General features: G+C 73.5%; 16 protein-coding genes and 1 pseudogene. 10 read left to right on the top strand and 7 right to left on the bottom strand.

All coding sequences use genetic code 11. The features are described from left to right. Positions 1–37: 37 nt before the first annotated feature. From CP973_RS09115 to CP973_RS09095, 5 genes are all read left to right on the top strand, one after another. Positions 38–1228, top strand: coding sequence for a PucR family transcriptional regulator (locus CP973_RS09115; RefSeq protein WP_150239145.1), 1191 nt, complete (start codon positions 38–40; stop codon positions 1226–1228). A gap of 89 nt (positions 1229–1317) precedes the next feature. Beyond that, positions 1318–2259 carry an ACP S-malonyltransferase gene (locus tag CP973_RS09110; protein ID WP_208853155.1) on the top strand — a complete coding sequence of 314 codons (942 nt, stop codon included), beginning with the start codon at positions 1318–1320 and terminating at the stop codon, positions 2257–2259. Positions 2260–2272: 13 nt separating this feature from the next. Further along, a complete protein-coding gene (locus CP973_RS09105; RefSeq protein ID WP_150239141.1) occupies positions 2273–3319 on the top strand; it encodes a ketoacyl-ACP synthase III in 1047 nt (348 codons plus the stop codon). A gap of 118 nt (positions 3320–3437) precedes the next feature. Then, positions 3438–3686 carry an acyl carrier protein gene (locus CP973_RS09100; protein WP_150239138.1) on the top strand — a complete coding sequence of 83 codons (249 nt, stop codon included), beginning with the start codon at positions 3438–3440 and terminating at the stop codon, positions 3684–3686. A 78-nt stretch (positions 3687–3764) separates the two neighbouring features. Then, positions 3765–5030, top strand: coding sequence for a beta-ketoacyl-[acyl-carrier-protein] synthase family protein (locus CP973_RS09095; RefSeq protein ID WP_150239136.1), 1266 nt, complete (start codon positions 3765–3767; stop codon positions 5028–5030). Between the two features lie 79 nt (positions 5031–5109). On the opposite strand, the gene CP973_RS09090 is transcribed toward CP973_RS09095, so the two are convergent. Next, positions 5110–5985 carry an NAD(P)-dependent oxidoreductase gene (locus CP973_RS09090; protein WP_150239134.1) on the bottom strand — a complete coding sequence of 292 codons (876 nt, stop codon included), beginning with the start codon at positions 5983–5985 and terminating at the stop codon, positions 5110–5112. Between the two features lie 55 nt (positions 5986–6040). Next, entirely contained in the window at positions 6041–6535 is a 495-nt protein-coding gene (locus tag CP973_RS09085) for a DUF3145 domain-containing protein (RefSeq protein ID WP_030597503.1), read from the bottom strand. Between the two features lie 327 nt (positions 6536–6862). Here CP973_RS09085 and CP973_RS09080 point away from each other — a divergent pair, with 327 nt between their 5' ends. Beyond that, complete coding sequence (locus tag CP973_RS09080; RefSeq protein WP_150239133.1) at positions 6863–7759, top strand: SGNH/GDSL hydrolase family protein; 897 nt, start codon at positions 6863–6865, stop codon at positions 7757–7759. Positions 7760–7896: 137 nt separating this feature from the next. Next, positions 7897–8682, top strand: coding sequence for a DUF4097 family beta strand repeat-containing protein (locus tag CP973_RS09075; RefSeq protein WP_167538299.1), 786 nt, complete (start codon positions 7897–7899; stop codon positions 8680–8682). 63 nt (positions 8683–8745) lie between these two features. Here the strand turns inward: CP973_RS09075 and CP973_RS09070 are convergent, their stop codons facing one another. Next, a complete protein-coding gene (locus tag CP973_RS09070; RefSeq protein ID WP_150239129.1) occupies positions 8746–11247 on the bottom strand; it encodes a beta-glucosidase in 2502 nt (833 codons plus the stop codon). A gap of 148 nt (positions 11248–11395) precedes the next feature. Between CP973_RS09070 and CP973_RS09065 the strand changes: the two genes are divergently transcribed. The 3 genes from CP973_RS09065 to CP973_RS09055 are packed head-to-tail and all read left to right on the top strand — an operon-like array spanning position 11396 to position 14202. After that, entirely contained in the window at positions 11396–12064 is a 669-nt protein-coding gene (locus CP973_RS09065) for a TetR/AcrR family transcriptional regulator (RefSeq protein WP_280119001.1), read from the top strand. Between the two features lie 27 nt (positions 12065–12091). Further along, positions 12092–13420 (top strand): pyroglutamyl-peptidase I, encoded by a 1329-nt coding sequence (locus CP973_RS09060; protein ID WP_167538298.1) that lies wholly within the window; start codon positions 12092–12094, stop codon positions 13418–13420. Beyond that, on the top strand, positions 13417–14202 hold the full coding sequence (locus CP973_RS09055) for a carbon-nitrogen hydrolase family protein (RefSeq protein WP_150239127.1): 786 nt from the start codon (positions 13417–13419) through the stop codon (positions 14200–14202). The genes CP973_RS09060 and CP973_RS09055 overlap by 4 nt, the downstream gene beginning before the upstream one ends. Positions 14203–14237: 35 nt before the next feature. On the opposite strand, the gene rbsK is transcribed toward CP973_RS09055, so the two are convergent. From rbsK to CP973_RS09030, 4 genes and pseudogenes are all read right to left on the bottom strand, one after another. Further along, a complete protein-coding gene (gene rbsK, locus CP973_RS09050; RefSeq protein WP_244409346.1) occupies positions 14238–15152 on the bottom strand; it encodes a ribokinase in 915 nt (304 codons plus the stop codon). Continuing rightward, positions 15145–17171, bottom strand: a pseudogene (locus CP973_RS41740) (ABC transporter permease/substrate-binding protein). The gene rbsK and the pseudogene CP973_RS41740 overlap by 8 nt, the downstream one beginning before the upstream one ends. Further along, entirely contained in the window at positions 17161–18819 is a 1659-nt protein-coding gene (locus CP973_RS09035) for a sugar ABC transporter ATP-binding protein (RefSeq protein WP_150239123.1), read from the bottom strand. The pseudogene CP973_RS41740 and the gene CP973_RS09035 overlap by 11 nt, the downstream one beginning before the upstream one ends. After that, positions 18816–19871, bottom strand: a complete 1056-nt coding sequence (locus tag CP973_RS09030) for a LacI family DNA-binding transcriptional regulator (RefSeq protein WP_150239121.1) — start codon at positions 19869–19871, stop codon at positions 18816–18818. The genes CP973_RS09035 and CP973_RS09030 overlap by 4 nt, the downstream gene beginning before the upstream one ends. Between the last annotated feature and the right edge of the window lie 51 nt (positions 19872–19922).

Genomic DNA, 19922 nt, shown 5'->3' with positions numbered 1-19922 from the left:
CGCCGTCACACCGCCCCGATAAGGCAGGCTTGTCCCCGTGTCTGAACCCGCATCGCGCGACGCGCACCCGCATCCGCACACCGCGACGCTCCGCCGGCTGGAGAAGTCGTCCGGCAAGCTGGCCGCCAACGCCATCGCGCGCATGGACGCGCAGCTGCCGTGGTACCGCGCCATGCCGCCGGAGAACCGCTCGTGGATCGGGCTGGTGGCCCAGGCGGGCATCGCGGCCTTCACCGAGTGGTTCCGGCACCCGGAGACGCCGCAGGCCATCAGCACCGACGTGTTCGGTACGGCGCCGCGCGAGCTGACCCGGGCGATCACGCTGCGCCAGACCGTGGAGATGGTCCGCACGACCATCGAGGTCATGGAGGCCGCGATCGACGACGTGGCGGCCCCCGGTGACGAGGGCGTGCTGCGCGAGGCGCTGCTGGTCTACGCGCGCGAGATCGCCTTCGCCACCGCCCAGGTGTACGCGCAGGCCGCCGAGGCGCGCGGCGCCTGGGACGCGCGCCTGGAGTCGCTGGTGGTCAACGCGGTGCTCTCCGGGGAGGCGGACGAGGGCGCGGTGTCGCGGGCCGCCGCGCTCGGCTGGAACAGCCCCGAACATGTGTGCGTTGTGCTGGGTACGGCTCCCGACGGGGACAGCGAGCTGACGGTGGAAGCCATCCGCCGCGCGGCCCGCCACGCCAAGCTCCAGGTGCTCACGGGCGTGCTGGGCAGCCGTCTGGTGGTCATCGCGGGCGGCTCGGACGACCCGCTCAAGGCGGCGAAAGCCCTGATCGGACCGTTCGCGGCGGGCCCGGTGGTGGCCGGTCCGGTGGTTTCCGACCTGCTGGCGGCGACCCGCTCCGCGCAGGCCGCGGCGGCCGGACTGAAGGCATGTGCCGCTTGGCCGGATGCCCCCCGTCCCGTATTGTCCGACGATCTGCTCCCGGAGCGGGCGATGGCGTCCGACCCGGCGGCGCGTGAGCAGCTGGTGGAGGAGATCTACAGACCGCTGGAGGAAGCAGGCTCGGCTCTCCTGGAGACGCTGAGCGTGTATCTGGAACAAGCCAGCAGTCTGGAGGGCGCGGCGCGGATGCTCTTCGTGCACCCCAACACCGTGCGCTACCGGCTGCGACGTGTGACGGACGTCACCGGGTGGTCACCTTCCGACGTGCGCTCCGCCTTCACGCTGCGCATCGCGCTGATCCTGGGGCGTCTGGCCGACGGTGACAGCCAACTCTAGACTTTTGTAGAACACCAACAATTCCCCTGATGGTTCTTCGTCCCTGTCCCCACGGGCGGGCGGGACCTCCCACAAGAGAGAGTGTGAGGGTGCTCGTACTCGTCGCTCCCGGCCAAGGCGCTCAGACGCCCGGCTTCCTGACCCCCTGGCTCGACCTCCCCGGAGTCGAGGACCGGCTTCGCGCGTGGTCGGCCGCCATCGACCTGGACCTGGTCCACTACGGCACGAAGGCCGACGCGGACGAGATCCGCGACACCGCGGTGGCGCAGCCGCTGCTGGTGGCGGCTTCCCTGGTCTCCTCGCGGCAGCTGTTCGCGACCGCGGAGGACTTCTCCCGGCAGGTCGGCGCCGCCGCCGGACACAGCGTCGGCGAGCTGGCCGCGGCCGCCCTGACCGGCGTGCTGTCCGAGGACGAGGCGCTGGCGCTCGTACGGAAGCGCGGCCTGGCCATGGCCGAGGCCGCCGCCGTCACCGAGACCGGCATGGCCGCGCTCCTCGGCGGCGAGCAGGACGTGGTCCTGCCGCACCTGGAGAAGCTGGGCCTGACCCCCGCGAACGTGAACGGCGCGGGCCAGATCGTGGCCGCCGGCACCGCCGGGCAGCTGGCCGCGCTGGCCGAGGACAAGCCCGAGGGCACCCGACGGGTCGTACCGTTGAAGGTGGCCGGAGCGTTCCACACCGTCCACATGGCCCCGGCCGTGACGGCGCTGGAGGAAGCGGTCGGGCAGCTCACGCCCGCCGACCCGCACACCCGGTACGTGTCCAACAAGGACGGCCGCGTCGTCACCGACGGCCAGGACGTGGTGCGGCGCCTGGTGGGCCAGGTGGCCAACCCGGTGCGCTGGGACCTGTGCATGGAGACGTTCAAGGAGCTGGGCGTCACCGGCATCATCGAGGCGAGCCCCGGCGGCACCCTCGTCGGCATCGCCAAGCGCGCCCTGCCCGGCATCCAGACGCTCGCCCTGAAGACCCCGGACGACCTCGACGCGGCCCGCACGCTGATCGCCGAGCACTCTGCCCCGGCCGAATAGGAGCCCCGAGAGCATGACCTCGAAGATCAAGCCCGCCAAGGGCGCCGCGTACGCGCGCATCATGGGCGTCGGCGGCTACCGCCCGACCCGTGTGGTGCCGAACGAGGAGATCCTCAAGCACATCGACTCCTCCGACGAGTGGATCCGCTCGCGCTCCGGCATCGCCACCCGGCACTGGGCCGGCCCGGAGGAGACCGTGTCGGCGATGTCCGTGGAGGCGGCCGGCAAGGCCATCGCGGACGCCGGTGTCACGCCCGAGCAGATCGGCGCGGTGATCGTCTCGACCGTCTCGCACTTCAAGCAGACCCCGGCGATCGCGACCGAGATCGCGCACAAGATCGGCGCGGGCAAGCCCGCCGCGTTCGACATCTCCGCGGGCTGCGCCGGATTCGGTTACGGCCTGACCCTCGCCAAGGGCATGGTCACCGACGGCAGCGCCGAGTACGTGCTCGTCATCGGCGTCGAGCGGCTGTCGGACCTGACCGACCTGGAGGACCGGGCGACCGCGTTCCTCTTCGGCGACGGCGCGGGCGCCGTGGTCGTCGGCCCCGGCAAGGAGCCGGCGATCGGCCCGACCGTGTGGGGCTCGGAGGGCGACAAGGCCGACACGATCAAGCAGACGTTCGGCTGGGACATCTACCGCCGCACCCCGGTGCCCGGCGGCGACGGCCCCGAGGCCCGGGTGGCGCTGGACGAGATCCGCTACCCCGCGATCACCCAGGAGGGCCAGGCGGTCTTCCGGTGGGCGGTGTTCGAGATGGCCAAGGTCGCCCAGCAGGCGCTGGACGCGGCCGGGGTCAGCCCGGACGACCTGGACGTCTTCATCCCGCACCAGGCCAACATGCGGATCATCGACTCGATGGTGAAGACCCTCAAACTGCCGGAGAATGTCACGGTCGCCCGTGACGTGGAGACCACCGGCAACACCTCGGCCGCCTCGATTCCGCTCGCCATGGAGCGGCTGCTGGCGACCGGACAGGCCAAGAGCGGGGACACCGCGCTGGTCATCGGCTTCGGGGCGGGTCTCGTGTACGCCGCGACGGTCGTTACCCTCCCCTAGGCAAGATCTGCGCAGCGCCATCCGCTCGAACGCGTCCCGGCGGCTGTACGGAGCTTGAACCACAACCCGGAACTGCGGACCTTCCAGTTCCCCGACACATCACCGAAGGAGCGCCATCATGGCCGCCACCCAGGAAGAGATCGTCCAGGGTCTCGCCGAGATCGTGAACGAGATCGCCGGGATCCCCGCCGAGGACGTCAAGCTGGACAAGTCCTTCACCGATGACCTGGACGTCGACTCGCTGTCCATGGTCGAGGTCGTCGTCGCCGCCGAGGAGCGCTTCGACGTGAAGATCCCCGACGACGACGTCAAGAACCTCAAGACGGTCGGCGACGCGACCGACTACATCCTCAAGCACCAGAGCTGATCCAGCTCCGGCGCATGTCGCCACCCCGCGGTGGCGCCGTCGATCCTCAACCCCTCAACCTGTGGAGTAGGAATTTCCGTGAACGCGACCAATCGCACCGTGGTCGTCACCGGTATCGGCGCAACCACACCGCTGGGTGGCGACAGTGCCTCGACCTGGGAGGGGATGCTGGCCGGCCGGTCCGGCGTCAGCGCCCTCACCCAGGACTGGGCAGCCGACCTCCCCGTCCGCATCGCCGCCTCGGCGGCCGTCGACCCCGGTGAGATCATCCCCCGGGCGCAGGCCCGCAAGCAGGACCGTTCGGCGCAGCTCGCGCTGATCGCGGCCCGCGAGGCGTGGGCGGACGCCGGCTTCGAGGCCAAGGCCGGCGAGGACGGCGCCGTGGACCCGGACCGGCTCGGCGCGGTCATCGCCTCCGGCATCGGCGGCGTGACCACCCTGCTGAACCAGTACGACATCCTGCGGGAGAAGGGCTCGCGCCGCGTCTCCCCGCACACCGTGCCGATGCTGATGCCGAACAGCCCGTCGGCCAACGTCGGCCTGGAGGTCAACGCGCGCGCCGGTGTGCACACCCCGGTCAGCGCCTGCGCCTCCGGCGCCGAGGCCATCGGCTACGCCATCGAGATGATCCGTACGGGCCGCGCCGACGTCGTCGTCGCGGGCGGTACGGAAGCCGCCATCCACCCGCTGCCGATCGCCGCGTTCGGCAACATGATGGCGATGTCGAAGGACAACGACAATCCGCAGGGCGCCTCCCGCCCCTACGACGCGGACCGCAACGGCTTCGTGCTCGGCGAGGGCTCCGGCGTGATCGTCCTGGAGTCGGCCGACCACGCCGCCAAGCGCGGCGCGCGGATCTACGCCGAGGCCGTCGGCCAGGGCATCTCCGCCGACAGCCACGACATCGTGCAGCCCGAGCCGTCCGGCAACGGCATCGCGCACGCCCTGCAGAACCTGCTCTCCAACACCGACCTCAAGCCCGCCGAGATCGTGCACGTCAACGCGCACGCGACCTCGACGCCGCTGGGCGACCTGGCCGAGCTGAAGGCGCTGCGCAAGGTCTTCGGCACCGAGGCCGACCACATGGCGATCTCCGCCACCAAGTCGATGACCGGCCACCTCCTGGGCGGCGCGGGCGGCGTGGAGACCGTCGCCTCGATCCTGGCGCTGTACCACCGGGTGGCACCGCCGACGATCAACATCGAGAACCTCGACCCCGAGGCGGACGCGGACATCGTCCGGGACGTCAAGCGCGAGCTGCCCGCCGAGGGCACCATCGCGGCGCTGAACGACTCGTTCGGCTTCGGCGGTCACAACGTGGTGCTGGCCTTCCGGACCGTCTGACGGACCCGGACCGGCCCGGGCGGCACAGGGGCCGCGCCGTTTCGGCGCGGCCCTTCCGCATGCCCGGCGCCGGTCGGTCTCAGCCGTCGAAGCTCGCGAAGTACGCCGCCGCGCCGTCCTCGTCGCCGTGCCCCTGCTCCTCCGCCCGCCGGAAGCGCTCCGCTGCGGCCACCGCGAGATCCATCCGTACGCCGGCCTGCTCGGCCGCCTCCGTGATCAGCCGGGCGTCCTTGTGCCCGGCGGACACCGTGAAGCTGGCCGGATAGTCGCCGGAGAGGATCAGCTCCGACTTCATCCTGAGGTACGGCAGGTCGAGCGGCCCGCCCGCGACCGCGTCCAGGAGGGCGCGCGGGTCCACGCCGAGGCCCTGGGCGAGGGCGAGCGCCTCGCCCGTGCCGTTGATGACGGTGAGCACCCAGCTGTTGACGGCCAGCTTGAGGCGGCTGGCCGTGCCCGCCGCCGCGTCCTCGCCGAGCCACAGGGTGCGCTGTCCGACGATGTCGAGGACCCGTCCGGCCCGTTCCCGTACTTCCTGCGGCCCGGCCGCGAGAACGGTCAGCAGGCCCTTCTCCGCGGGTTCCTTCGTGCCGAGCACCGGCGCGTCGACCAGGTCCAGGCCGTGTTCGCGGGCGAAGGCGGCGAGCGGGGCGAATCCGTCGACGCCGACGGTGCTCATCTGGAGCCAGAGGGTTCCGGCGCGCAGCGCGGGGGTGCTCCGCCGCATCGCGTCCAGGGCGGCGGGTCCGTCCAGCAGGACGGTCAGGACGGCGTCCGCGCCGTCCACCGCCTCGGCCGGGGTGTCCACGACCCGTACGCCGTCGGCGGCCAGCGGTTCGGCCTTGGCGCGGGTGCGGTTCCACGCGCGGACGGCCAGGCCCGCGGCGGCGAGGTTGCGGGCCATCGCCGAGCCCATGATTCCGGTGCCGAGCACCGCCACTGAGGTCTTGTCAGGCATGCCCCGCACGCTACGGCTTGGAGTTCGCTCCAGGGCAAGCGCGACGCGGCCGGCCTCAGACGACCTGGTGCAGCCAGCGGACCGGGGCGCCCTCGCCCGCGTACCGGAAGGGCTCCAGCTCGTCGTCCCAGGGCTTGCCGAGCAGCTTGGCGACCTCGGCCGCCAGCTCCGTCTCACCGCCCGCCGAGCGGGCCAGCGCGGCGCGCAGCCGGTCCTCCGGGATGAGGATGTCGCCGTGGATGCCGGTCACGGCGTGGAAGATGCCCAGTTCGGGTGTGGCGCTGTAGCGCTCGCCCTCGGCGGTGGCGCAGGGCTCGGCGGTCACCTCGAAGCGCAGCAGGTGCCAGCCGCGCAGCGCGGAGGCGAGCTTGGAGGCCGTGCCGGCCTCGCCCTGCCAGGAGAACTCGGCTCTCCAGGTGCCGGGGGACGCCGGCTGGCGGATCCAGTCGAGGTTGACGCGCACACCGAGCACGCCCGCGACGGCCCACTCGACGTGCGGGCACAGCGCGCGCGGCGCGGAGTGGACGTACAGAACTCCACGTGTCGTCACCGGGACCTCCGATACGGTTCGAGGTTCGCCTTCCCCAGCGGCCTCGTGCCCGTTCCGGTCGCGGCCGGGACAGCTGCAAGCATTCTGCCCCAGTGATCACGTCGGCACCAGCATCCGAGGTTACCTACAGTAAACACCATTAGCCCCAATTTGCCGCAAAAGGGACAGTAAATGACGTGATGTAATGCGTGCGTGCCGACCGTGCCGGTGCCGTCGGGCGAGGACCCTACGGGTCTCGGCACAAGCTACCGCGCAAGCAGCCGTCGAGGGGTGACGTACCGTCGGTACCGGAACAGATATCACTCGCACGCCGGAGGGGGACAGGGGATGACACGGGGCAGTCGGCCCTTTCGGCCAATCAGGGCCCGTACCGCCGCGGTCGCCGCCGTCACGGCGACCGCGCTCTTCGTCTTCCTGACCGGGTGCGGCGACCCCGGCGACGGCAGCGCCCGCACGGCCTCCCGCCCCTCCCCCGAGCCCTCCCCGGCGTGGCGCACCGACCCGGCCTCCGTGGCCGCGCTCGGCGACTCCATCACCGTCGGGTTCGACGCCTGCTCGGTCCTGTCCGACTGCCCCGCCGTCTCCTGGGCCACCGGCACGGACCCGCAGGTGAACAGCGTCGCCCGGCGGCTGGTCAAGGACCCCGCCACGCACAGCTGGAACTTCGCGAGGACCGGTGCGCTGATCCGCGACCTGCCGGGCCAGGTCGACCAGGCCGTACGCAAGCGGCCCGAGCTGGTCACCGTCCTGGTGGGCGCGAACGACGCCTGCCGCGCCGAGGTCGGCGCCATGACCTCCGAGGCCGCCTTCCGCGCCGATTTCGAGGCATCGCTGCGCAAGCTGCGGCGGGCCCTGCCCAAGACGCAGGTGTACGTCGCCGCCGTCCCCGACCTGATGCGGCTGTGGTCGCAGGGGCGGCAGAACCAGCTCGGCAAGCAGATATGGAAACTGGGCATCTGCGGGTCGATGCTGCGCGACCCGGACGACCTGTCGAAGGCGGCGGACACCCGGCGGCAGAGCGTGCGGGACCGGGTGCGGGCGTACAACAAGGCCCTGGAATCGGTCTGCGCGAAGGACGCGCTGTGCCGCTTCGACCGCTCGGTCTTCGACTTCCGCTTCACCGGCGCCGAGTTGAGCGCCTGGGACTGGTTCCACCCCGGCCGGGAGGGCCAGCGGGAGCTGGCCGAGATGGCGTTCCGAGAGATCACCCGTAAGGGGTCGTAGCGGACTGGACGGGACGGAACCGCGCAAGCGGACACGGCGCCCCGCACCGGTCACCGGGCGCCCCTTAGGGGAGGCGGCCGGCAGATCGTTCCTGCTGGGGATACGTACGGGGCGCGGGCCGCGAGAGGATGACCGGCATGACCGCACGCCGCCCCGCCAGACCCGGGCACCGCACCACCCGCACCGCCCTGGCCGCCGCCGCCCTCGTCACACTGGCCGTCGTCGCCACCGGCTGTGAGCTGACCGAAAAGGTCACCGAGAGCGAGCAGACCTACACGGTGGACGGGAAGGCCACGAAGCTGGACGTGGCGACGCCGGGCGGCGACATCAAGGTCGTCGCCGACGACACCGCCGACGGCCGGGTCGAGGTCACGGAACGGATCGAGTACGGCAAGAAGAAGCCCGACACCCAGCACTCCCTCAAGGACGGCGCCCTCAAGCTCACCGCGGACGACTGCGGGCGGTCGGCGGGCCGCTGCAACGTCGACTACGAGGTGCGGGTGCCGCCGTCGGTGGCCGTCACCCTGCGCACCGACGGCGGCAACATCGACGTCACGGGCATCACGGGCACCGTCGGCACCAGGACCGGCGGCGGGAACATCGGCCTGCGGCAGACCGCGGGCGCCCTCAGCGCCGAGACCAGCGGCGGCGACATCAACATCAGCGACGCCAAGGGCGGACAGGTCACCGCGCACACCGACGGCGGCGCCATCGACGCCCGCTTCACCGCCGTCCCCGACCGCGTGACCGCCGACTCCAGTGGCGGCGACGTCTCCGTCCGCCTCCCCCAGGGCCGCTACGCGGTCGACGCCACCACGGACGGCGGCACCCGCCGGGTCACCGGCGGCACCGACAGCGCCGCACCGCACAAGATCAAGGTGCACAGCGACGGGGGCGATGTGGAAGTGGTGGCGGGGCGGTGAGGCACGGCGGGGCGGCTCGCGGCGCCTCACCGCCGCGCACAGCGCCCGCCGCCCCGTAAGCCCTCACGCCACCGTCACCCGTGCCGTCAGCCGTCGGTCGGTGACGCTGCGGGCCGCTTCGATCGCGTAGGTGCCGTCGATGAAGCGGCGGGTGCCGGACCGCTCGTCCCAGATCTCGTAGGCGCGGCGGGGCAGCGCGATCTCGGCCTCGGCCGTCTCGCCCGGGGCGGCCTCCACCGTCGCGAAACCGGCCAGCCAGCGGTCCGGGCGCTCCACCGGCAGGCGGCCCGCCACCCTGGTCAGGGGCGCGAGGTAGATCTGTACGACCTCGCGCCCGGGGCGCGAGCCGGTGTTGCGCACCCGGACGCGGGCACGCGCCGGAGTCGCCTCCAGGGACTCGTAGCTCCAGTCGGTGTAGCCCAGTCCGTGTCCGAAGGGGTACGCCGGTGCCGGTCCCGCCTCCTCGCGTTCGCGGCGCTGCCAGGCGCGGTAGCCGATGAAGACGCCTTCGTCGTAGTGGACTTCGCCGTCCACCGGGGTGACCTGGGTGACCGGTGCGTCCGCCAGGCGGGCGGGCCAGGTGGTGGGCAGCCGGCCGCCCGGCTCGTGCGTGCCCAGCAGGACGTCGGCCAGCGCGGCCCCCGCCTCCTGGCCCGGGAACCAGCCGAGCAGGACCGCGGGCACCGCGTCGCGCCACGGGAGTTCCACCGGTGAGCCGGAGTTGACGACCACGATGGTGTACGGGTTGGCCGCGGCCACCCGTGAGACCAGTTCGTCCTGGCGGCCCGGCAGGGCCAGACCGGTGCGGTCGAAGCCCTCGGACTCGGTCTCCTCGGTGGTGGCCACGACCACGATCGCGGCGTCCGCGTCCGCGGCGGTCCGCACCGCCTCGTCCAGTTCGGCGTCCGGGTCGGGCCGCGGCTCCGCGTGGCCGAGCGCGAAGGTCAGTACGGGCATGTCCGCGCCGGGCCCGATGCCGCGCGGGACGCAGCGCAGCGCCACGTCCAGGGTCTGCCCGGCCGTCAGCTCCGCCTCCACACGGTGTTCGGCCGGGTTCAGGAGCGCCTCGAACGGGTCGCCCGTGCCCGGGGAGCAGACGGCGTCGAACAGCACCCGGCCGCCGACGGTCAGGCGCAGCTCTCCGGTGCCGGAGACGGCGAAGGTGTGGGTGCCGGACGCCTGCGGGGTGAAGCTGCCTGTCAGTTCCACGCTGTGCAGGGCGCGCGGCGCGACGCCGTCCGGGAGGCGGCCCATGGCTTGCACCTTGCCGTCGGACTGCGGTTGTTCGGCGAGCAGCGCGCCGTCGGCGTCGTAGTAGCGGGCGCGCAGATCGAAGCCCGCGCGGGCGTGCGGGACTCTCGTGCGCGGGTCGGCGCCGACCGCGTGGACGGCCTCGGTCCCGGCGGGCAGGGCGGCGCGCAGGCCGTCCAGCGGGGAGACGATCCGTTCGGGGAAGACGGTGGCGGAGCCCCCGCCGCACACCCGCGCGTCCTCGGCGGCGGCACCGATGACGGCGATCTTGCGGAGGGCCCGGGTGTCGAGGGGCAGGGCGGGCCCGCCTCCGACCGGCTCGTTGCGTACGAGGACGAGAGACCGGCGGGCGATCTCGCGGGCCAGGGCGCGGCCGTCGATGTCCTCCGGCACGTCGCCCGGGGGGACGGCGGCCGGGACGCTCTCCAGGCAGCCCGTGCGGGCGGCGAGCAGCAGTACGCGGCGGACCGCGGCGTCCACCTCGGCCTCCGTGACCCGGCCCGCGCGGACGGCGTCCGCGAGCGGTGGCCCGAAGACCGTGCGCGGCCCCGGCATCGCGAGGTCGAGGCCGCCGCGCAGCGCCCGTGTCGTGTCGCGGGCCGCCGTCCAGTCCGAGACGTTGACCCCGTCGAAGTTCCACTCGCCGCGCAGGACGCCGTCGACCAGTTCCCGGTGTTCGGTCATCGTCACGCCGTTGACCCGGTTGTAGGCCGTCATGACGCCCCAGGGTCGGGCGGTTTCGACGATGTGCTCGAAGGGTGCCAGGTACAGCTCGCGCAGCGGGCGCGGGGCGATCCGGTTGTCGACGGTGAAGCGCTCGGTCTCGGCGTCGTTGCCCACGAAGTGCTTGACGGTCGTGCCCACCCCGCCGTCCTGGACACCGGCGACATAGCCCGCGCCGATGACGCCGGTCAGGTACGGGTCCTCGGAGAAGCACTCGAAGTGCCGGCCGCCGAGCGGGGAGCGGTGCAGGTTGACGGTGGGCGCCAGGAGGACGTGCACGCCTTTGCGGCGCGCCTCCTGGGCGAGCAGCCGGCCGGCGCGGCGGGCCAGGTCCGCGTCCCAGGTGGCGGCCAGCGCGGTGGGACTGGGAAGCGCGACGGACGGGTCCTCCGCGCTCCACCGCGGACCCCGTACGCCGATCGGCCCGTCCGACATGACCAGGGACCGCAGCCCGATCCCGGGGACGGCGGGCAGCGTCCAGACGTCCTGCCCGGCCAGCAGCCGGACCTTGGTGTCCAGGTCCAGCTTGCCGAGGGCGTCCTCGACGGCCGGGGCGACTGCCGTGGCGTAGGCGCTTCGGTGGTCGGTCATACGGCCCTCCCTGACGTGGACGTACGGAGTCGTGGACGTACGGATGCGAATCCCGGCCTGATTGTGACCGCTTCACCTGGCAGGCGGTAGGTATCGTTATCTTCTGGTTATCCGCTGGACGGGCGGGCGGCGGGGTTACGCTCGGCCGGTGACTGCACGAGACCAGGCCCGGCCGCCCGGCCGCCGGAGCGGCGGGGGGCGTGAGGCGCAGCGCGAGGAGCGGCGTGAGGCGATCCTCCAGGCCGCCATGGAACTGATCGCCGAGCGGGGCTACCGCGGCACGTCACTCGCCGCCGTGGCCGAGCGCGCCGGACTGACCCAGCAGGGCCTGCTGCACCACTTCCCCAGCAAGGAGCTGCTGCTGGTCGGCGTCCTGGAGGCGCGCGACCGCTGGGACACGGCCGCCGCGGCGGCCACCGGCGCCTGGCGCACGGACACGCTGGCCGCGCTGGTCGAGTACAACGCCGGGCGCCCCGGCCTCGTCCAGACGTACACGGTCCTGGCCGGGGACAGCGTCACCGAGGGCCACCCGGCCCGCGACTTCTTCGAGCGGCGGTTCCGGCGGCTGCGGGAGACGCTGGCCGAGGTGCTGCGCACGGAGTACGGCGAGCGGCTGCCGGGCGGGCTGACGCCGGAGCGGGCGGCGCCGCTGCTGGCCGCCGTGATGGACGGGCTCCAGCTCCAGTGGCTGCTGGAGCCGGAGGGGGTGGACATGGCGGCGGCGTTCGGGGACTTCCTGGCGCTGCTGAGGGGGGACGCGGCGGATCCGCCGGCCCCGGGAGGTGAGGGCCGCGCCGCGGATCAACCCCTTCCGTGATCAGCGCACCGCCGCTTTACTCACCCCATGAGACACATACGCACCAGGATGGGCGTGATCGGCGCCGCGTTGCTGACCGCGGCCCCGCTCGCCCTCACCGCCCCGTCCGCGACGGCGGCCTCCCCCGCCACCGCGACCGCCCGGCAGACGGCGGCCGCGCCCACCGTCGAGGAGCAGCGGCTCTCGCAGCGCGTGCCGCAGGAGATCCTGCGGCGCAGCGGGTTCGCCGGGGTGGCAGGGACGTTCGCCGGCGGACTCGCGCGAGTGGACTCCTACGGGGCGGCGAAACGGTACGTCACGGAGGCGGGGCGCGGCCTGTGGCGGCGCGCCGTGGACCGCGTCCAGGGGCGCGGGCCGCAGGGGGGCGACCTGAGCCGGGACGACGACCGGCCGCTGTACTGGGCGCGGCTGGGGATGACCAAGGCGCTGCGGGAGTGGCAGCCGGACTTCCGGCTGACCGCGAACCAGCGGGAGACGCTGATGGGGGCGCTGGAGCGCGGCTCCCGCGGGCAGGATTCGATCGGTCTGCCCGGCGGCGGGCACGGGAAGCACCGGGTGCTGCGTGTCGTGGTGACCGGCTTCGACCCCTTCCAGCTGGACGCGGACGCCCGGCGCAGCAACCCGTCCGGGGCCGCGGCGCTCGCCCTGGACGGCACGACCGTCCGGACGTCCTCGGGGCGGCTCGCGCGCGTCGAGACCGCCGTCTTCCCCGTACGGTGGGCGGACTTCGCGGCCGGCACCGTGGAACGCACGCTCCTGCCGTACTTCCGGCGCGGGCCCGAGCGGGTGGACCTGTTCACCACCATCAGCCAGGGCCGGCCGGGACGGTTCGACCTGGAACGGACCAACGGCGCCTGGCGGGGCGGCTACCCGGACAACGCGCGGGAGTCGCGCACGGAGACGGTGCCCGTGCCGAAGGGCGTGCCGACCGTCCGGCCGCAGCCCCAGTGGACCACCACGACCCTGCCGTACGCGCGGCTCACCTCGGCCTCCACCGGGCCGTTCCCGGTGCGGGACAACACCGCGGTGACCGAGATCCCGGCGGGCGGCTCGTCGCCCGTCGAGCGGCCGGACGGGCCGACGCCGGGCTCGACGGCCCGCGCGGGCGGGGGCGGTGACTACCTGTCCAACGAGATCGGCTACCGGGCGACGCTGCTGCGGGACGCGCTGAAGCTGAAGGTGCCGGGCGGCCACCTGCACACGCCGGTGCTCCAGTTCGGCGCCGGGAACACCGACCCGAAGACCGGCGAGGTCACCGATCCCGACTTCGTACGGAACCGGACCACCATCACCGGGCAGGTGCGGAACATCCTCACGGCCGCGTTGTCAGTGGCACCGGGCATCATGGAGAAATGATCGCCGCAGCAGCACAATTCCCGTCCGCCGTGTCGGACATCGACGCCAACGCGGCCCGGACGGCCGGGCTGATCGCCGAGGCCGCGGGCCGCGGCGCCGAGTTGGTCGTCTTCCCCGAACTGGGCCTGACGGGCTATGAGCTGGACGCGATAGCCGCCGACCCGGAGCGGTGCGTCCTCGCGCCGGACGACCCGCGGCTCGCCCCCGTCCGGGACGCCTGCCGCGCGGCGGGCGTCGCCGCGGTGGTCAACGGCCCGGGGCGCGGCCCGTCGGGCACGGCGGACGGGATGACGATCGCGACGTTCGTGTACGGGCCGGACGGCGGCCTGCTGAGCCGTTACGCGAAGCACCACCTGTACGGCCCGGAGAACGAGCTGTTCACCGCCGGGCCCGCGCCGGGCGGCCGCTTCACCTTCCGCGGCCTGCGCTTCGCCCTCGCCACCTGCTACGACAACGCCTTCCCCGAGGTGGCCGAGCGGGCCGCCGCCGACGGCTGCCAGGTGTATCTGGCCAGTTCGTTCCACGACTCGGTGGAGCGCACGGACGAGTACGCCGCCCTGGCGCGCGCCCACGGATTCGACGTCCTGCTCGCCAACGGCACCGGGCCGCGGAGCGGGGGCGTCGGCTGCGGACACAGCGGCATATGGGCGGCGGACGGTTCCGGCCTCGCGCGGGTGACCGGCGAAACCGGCCTGGCGCTCGCGGAGGTGGGCGTGTCGGCCGGGCCGCTCCCGGAGGACTCGGCACCGGCCGGGACATCCGGCGGGCGGATCACCGGGTAGCGGGGGCGACGCGCGTACGGCGCCCCCGCCCCCGTTCAGGAAGGCAGTTCCTCCAGCGTCGGGTAGGACGGCTGGGCGCCCGCCTTGGTGACGGCCGCGGCGCCCACCCGTACGGCGAAGCGGGCCGCGTCCGGGAGGGAGTCGCCGCGGGCCAGCCGGACGGCGAGGGCGCCGGTGAAGGCGTCGCCGGCGCCCGTGGTGTCGACCGGCTCGACCTTCACGCCCGGGACCCGCTCGCTCCTGCCCCCGCCGTCCACGACCAGTGCGCCGTCGCCGCCGAGGGTGACGACGACCGAGCGGGCGCCCTGGTCGCGCAGTGCGCGGGCCCAGTCCTCCGGCCCGCCTTCGGCGCGGCCCGCGAGCTGCTGCGCCTCGTGCTCGTTGACGACGAGGGGGTCGGCGGCGGCGAGGAGTTCGGGATCGAGGCGGTCCGGGGTCGGTGACGGGTTGAGGACGACCCGGGTGCCGGTCTCCACGGCGGTGGCCGCGGTGGCCCGTACCGTCTCCATGGGGACTTCGAACTGGAGGGAGACGGCGGCGGACCCCGCGATGACCTCACGGGCGGCGGCCACGTCCGCGGGCGTGAGCGCCGCGTTGGCGCCCGGGGAGACGACGATGCTGTTGTCGCCGTCCGGGCCCACGATGATCATGGCGGTGCCGGTACGGGTGCCGGGCGCGGCGATCACCTGCGAGACGTCCGTGCCCGCCGCGCGCTGCGCGTCCAGCAGCAGCTCGCCGTACGCGTCGTCGCCGACCCGGGCCAGCAGCCCGACCCGGCCGCCCAGCCGGGCGGCGGCAGCGGCCTGGTTGGCGCCCTTGCCGCCCGCCGACTCGACCAGGTCGGAGCCGTGCACGGTCTCGCCCGCGCCGGGCCGCCGCGCCACCCGGACCGTCAGGTCCGCATTGGCCGAGCCCACTACCAGTACGTCGTACATCTGCTTCTCACCCATCGAATTCCGCCGCGTTCTTGCTGGTCACCAGCACGACCGGCACTTTCACCTGTTTCGGCGGCCGCTCGCCGCGCGCCGCCCTGAGCGCCTGGTCCACGGCCTGCTTCCCGAGCAGCCTGGGCTGCTGGGCGACCGTGGCGGTCAGCGTCCCGCCGCGGACGGCGGCGACGCCGTCCGGAGTGCCGTCGAACGCCACGATCTTCACGTCCCCGCCCGCCCTGGCGCCCAGCGACTTCGCGGCGCCGAGGGCCATCTCGTCGTTGGCCGCGAAGACGCCGCCGATGTCCCGGTGCGCTTGGAGCATATTGGACATCACGTCCATACCCTTGGTCCGGTCGAAGTCGGCGGGCTGCCGCGCGACCACCTGGATGCCCGGGTAGCGCTTGATGCCCTCCTCGAAGCCCTGCCCGCGCTCGCGGGCGGCCGAGGTGCCGGGCTGGCCCTCCAGGAAGGCCACCTTGCCCTTGCCGCCGAGGGATTCGGCGAGCGTCTTCGCGGCGAGACGGCCGCCCGCGACGTTGTCGGAGGCGATGGTCGAGCCCACGTCGCCGCCGTTGACACCGCGGTCGATGGAGATCACCGGCACCTTGGCCCGGTTGGCGACGCCGACGGCCGGCACGGCGGCGTCGGAGTCCACCGGGTTGATGATCGCCGCCTTGACGTCCTGGCTGGTGAACGTCTCCATCTGGTTGATCTGCTGCATGGGGTCGTTCTGCGCGTCGGTGATGTTGATGTGCAGGCCGCGCCGGTCCGCCTCGGCCTGCGCGCCTTCCTTGATGCCGACGAAGAACGGGTTGTTGAGGGTGGACAGGGCCAGCCCGAGGTCGGTGTTCCCGCCCCGGTCGCAGCCGGACAGGGCGAGGGTGGCGGCCAGGGCTGCCGCGCCGAGCAGGCCCGTACGCCTGCCGATCAGCCCGGTACCCGTACGCCCGCCGGCCGGGCCCGTACCCGTACGCCCGCCGGGCCGCCCCGCTCCCCTGCCCGTGCGGAAGCCCGTGCCCGTACGCCCCCTCATCGCCCGCTCCGGCGCCGCAGCGTGTCCAGGAGCACCGCCAGGGCGATGACCAGGCCGGTGGCCACCTGCTGCCAGAACGCCGAGACGCTCAGCAGGTTGAGGCCGTTGCGCAGCACCGCGAGGATCAGGGCGCCGATGAGCGTGCCGGACGCCTTGCCGGAGCCGCCGGAGAGGCTGGCGCCGCCGATGACGACGGCGGCGATGGCGTCGAGTTCGTAGCCGACGGCGGCCTGCGGCTGGGCGGAGGTCAGCCGGGCCGCCAGGACGATGCCGGCGACCGCCGCGAACACCCCGGACAGCGCGTAGATCACCAGCTTGCGGCGCCTGACGTCGATGCCGGAGAGCCGGGCCGCCTCCTCGTTGCCGCCGATCGCGAACATCGCGCGGCCCGCGTACGTACGGTTGAGGACCAGGGCCGCTATGAGCCCCATCGCGATCATGACCAGCACCGGGACCGGCAGCCAGCCGCCCAGCGTGTCCCCCAGCCTGCTGACCGAGGCGGGGAAGGCGATCGGCGAGCCGCCGGTGATGACCAGGGCGAGGCCGCGGCCGACGGAGAGCATCGCGAGGGTGGCGATGAAGGCGGGCAGCTTCCCGTACGCGACCAGCGCGCCGGAGACCAGGCCCGCGGCCGCGCCGACCGCCAGGCCCAGCAGGACGGCGGTCCACACCGGCAGGCCCGCGTCGGTCGCGGCCCAGGCGACGACGGTCGCGCTGAGCGCCGCGACCGAGCCGACCGACAGGTCGATGCCCGCGGAGACGATCACGAAGGTGACGCCGAAGGCGAGCACGGCGGTGACCGAGGCCTGGACGCCGACGTTGAGGAGGTTCTGCCCGTTCAGGAAGTCCCCGGACAGCGCCGCCATCACCACGACGAGGGCGATCAGGCCGCCCAGCGGGCCGTTCTTCAGGACGGCCCGGGTGAACCAGGGGCCGAACCCGGCACCGGGCGGGGCGGTGCCGACCGCCTCGGCGCCCGCTCCCGTCTTCACATCAGCGGACATCGGAGCCCTCCATCGCGCTCTCGTTCGTGTGTCGCGGACCGGACGCGCCGGCGGGCCGTACGGCCAGTTCCATCACCGCGTCCTGCGTCGCCTCGTCGGCGGACAGCTCACCGGCGAGCCGTCCCTGCGCCATGACCAGCACCCGGTCGCTCATGCCGAGCACCTCGGGCAGGTCGCTGGAGATCATCAGCACCGCGTGGCCGGCCGCCGTCAGCTCGTTGACCAGCTGGTAGATCTCGACCTTCGCGCCGACGTCGATGCCGCGCGTCGGCTCGTCGAGGATCAGCAGCCGGGTGTCGGCCAGCAGCCACTTGCCGATGACGATCTTCTGCTGGTTGCCGCCGGAGAGGGTGCGGGCGTGCTGCCCGAGCCCGCTCATCCGTACCTTCAGCCGCCCGGCCACCTCGGCCGCCGCGCGCCGCTGGCCGCGCCGGTCCACCAGCCCGCCGCGGGTGTCCCGGTCCAGCCGGGCCAGCGTCAGGTTGTCCTGGAGGGACGCGTCCAGCACGAGGCCCTGGCCCTTGCGGTCCTCGGGGACCAGGCCGAGTCCGGCGCGCATCGCGGCCCGTACGTCGCCGGGGGCCAGTACCCGCCCGTCGACCTCGACGGTCCCGGCGTCGTAGCGGTCCACGCCGAACACCGCCCGCGCGACCTCGGTCCGGCCCGCGCCCACCAGCCCCGCGAGGCCGACGACCTCACCGGCCCGCACCTCGAAGCCGACGCCCTCGAAGACCGGGGTGCCGTTGGGGCCGTGCCGGGTCAGGCCGCGTACGCGCAGCAGCGGCGCGCCGGGGGCGTCCGGGCGCTGCCGTGGGTACTGCTCGGCGATGTCGCGGCCCACCATCAGCCGGATCAGCTCGTCCTCGTCCGTACCGGCCGGGACCTCGGCCACCGAGCGGCCGTCGCGCAGGACGGTGACGCGGTCGCCGAGGGCGCCGATCTCCTCCAGGTGGTGGGTGATGAAGATGATCCCCACCCCGGCGTCGCGCAGCTCCCGCACGATCGCGAACAGCGTCCCGACCTCCTCGGAGGTCAGTACGGCGGTCGGCTCGTCCATGATCAGGACACGGGCGCGCAGGCTCAGCGCCTTGGCGATCTCGACCATCTGGAGGCGGGCGATGCCCAGTTCGGCGACCGGGGTGTCCGGGGAGACGTCGAGGCGGACCCGGCGAAGCAGTTCGGCGGCGCGCGCCCGCATCGTCTTTCTGTCGATGAGGCGGAGCGCGGTGCGCGGCTGCCTGCCGAGGAAGATGTTCTCCGCGACGGTCAGGCCGGGGACGAGGTTGAACTCCTGGTGGATGGTGGCGATGCCGAGCCGTTCGGCGTCCTGCGCGGAGCGGATCCGCACCTCGTGGAGGCCGTCGCGGGAGCCGCCGGGAGCCGCGGTGCCGGCGGGGTCGTCCGCCGGGCCGCCCGCCACGAGGATGCGGCCCTCGTCCGGCCGGTGGGCGCCGGAGAGCATCTTGATCAAGGTGCTCTTGCCCGCGCCGTTCTCGCCGAGCAGGACGTGCACCTCGCCCGCGCGCAGGCTCAGGTCCACACCGTCCAGCGCCCGTACGCCGGGGAAGGACTTCGTCACCCCCTCGACGCGCAGCAGTTCGCGGCCGGCCGGTGCGTCGTCCCGAGCGTCGTCGTTGACGTCGGTCATGCGCTGCCCCTCTCCTGTCGGGTGTGGTCCTGCTGGGCCGTGTCCTCCCCCTGGCCGGCGGCCGGCTCCCCGCAGGAGCGGCGGATGACGAGCCGGGCCGGCAGCAGTACGGAATCGGCCGGGCGCCCCTCGATCCGCTCCAGCAGGGTGCGCACGGCGGCCCGGCCCAGTTCGCGGGTGGGCTGGGCGATGGCGGTGAGCGGCGGGTCGATGTGCGCGAACCAGGGCACGTCGTCGTAGACGACGAGCGCCATGTCGTCGGGCACCCGCAGCCCGCGCGCGCGGATCTCGTCCATCGCGCCGAGCGCCATCAGGTTGTCGGTGGCCAGTACGGCGTCGGGCGGCTCGGGCAGGTCCAGGAAGCCGCGCGTCACCTGGCGGCCGCCGGTGTGCTGGAGGTCGGGCGTGGAGCCGACCCGCTCGTCGGGGAGCGCTATGCCGTGCGCGGCCAGCGCCGTACGGAAGAGTTCCAGCCGTTCGTCGCCGGTCGGTGTGCCGGCCGGGGCGACGATGATCGCGGGGCGCCGCCGGCCGAGGGCCGCGAGGTGCGCGGCGAGGGCGGTGAGCGCGGCGCTGCCGTCGGCGCGTACGCACGGCGCGTCGATGCCGGGCACGATCCGGTCGAGCAGCACCAGCGGGGTGCCGGAGGCGACGACCTCGCCCAGCATCGCGGAGCCGGTGCCGGCCGAGCTGACCAGCAGGCCGTCGATACGGCGGTCCAGCAGCGTACGGATGTAGTCGTCCTGCTGGCCGGGGCGTTCGGCGGCGTTGCCGATGACCAGGCTGTAACCGAGGCCGCGGGCCGCGTCCTCGACGGCGTCGGCGAGTTCGGTGAAGAACGGGTTGGTCAGGTCGCTGATGACCAGGCCGAGCGTGCCGGTGCGGGCGGTGCGCAGGGCGCGGGCGACGTTGTTGGGCCGGTAGCCCAGCTCCTCGACGGCGGCGAGCACCCGCTCGCGGGTCTCGGCGACCGGACTGCGCCCGTTGAGCACGCGGGAGACGGTGGCCACGGACACCCCGGCCCGCTCGGCCACGTCCTTGATCTTCGCCATGGGCGCCCTTGCCCTTCCCTGGAACCGGTCGAGGACACCAAAAGCTCCGGG

This window comes from Streptomyces albofaciens JCM 4342, assembly GCF_008634025.1.
GTDB lineage: Bacteria > Actinomycetota > Actinomycetes > Streptomycetales > Streptomycetaceae > Streptomyces > Streptomyces albofaciens.
Note: the sequence above shows the minus strand (reverse complement) of the source record. Positions and strands in the feature narration are given on the sequence as shown.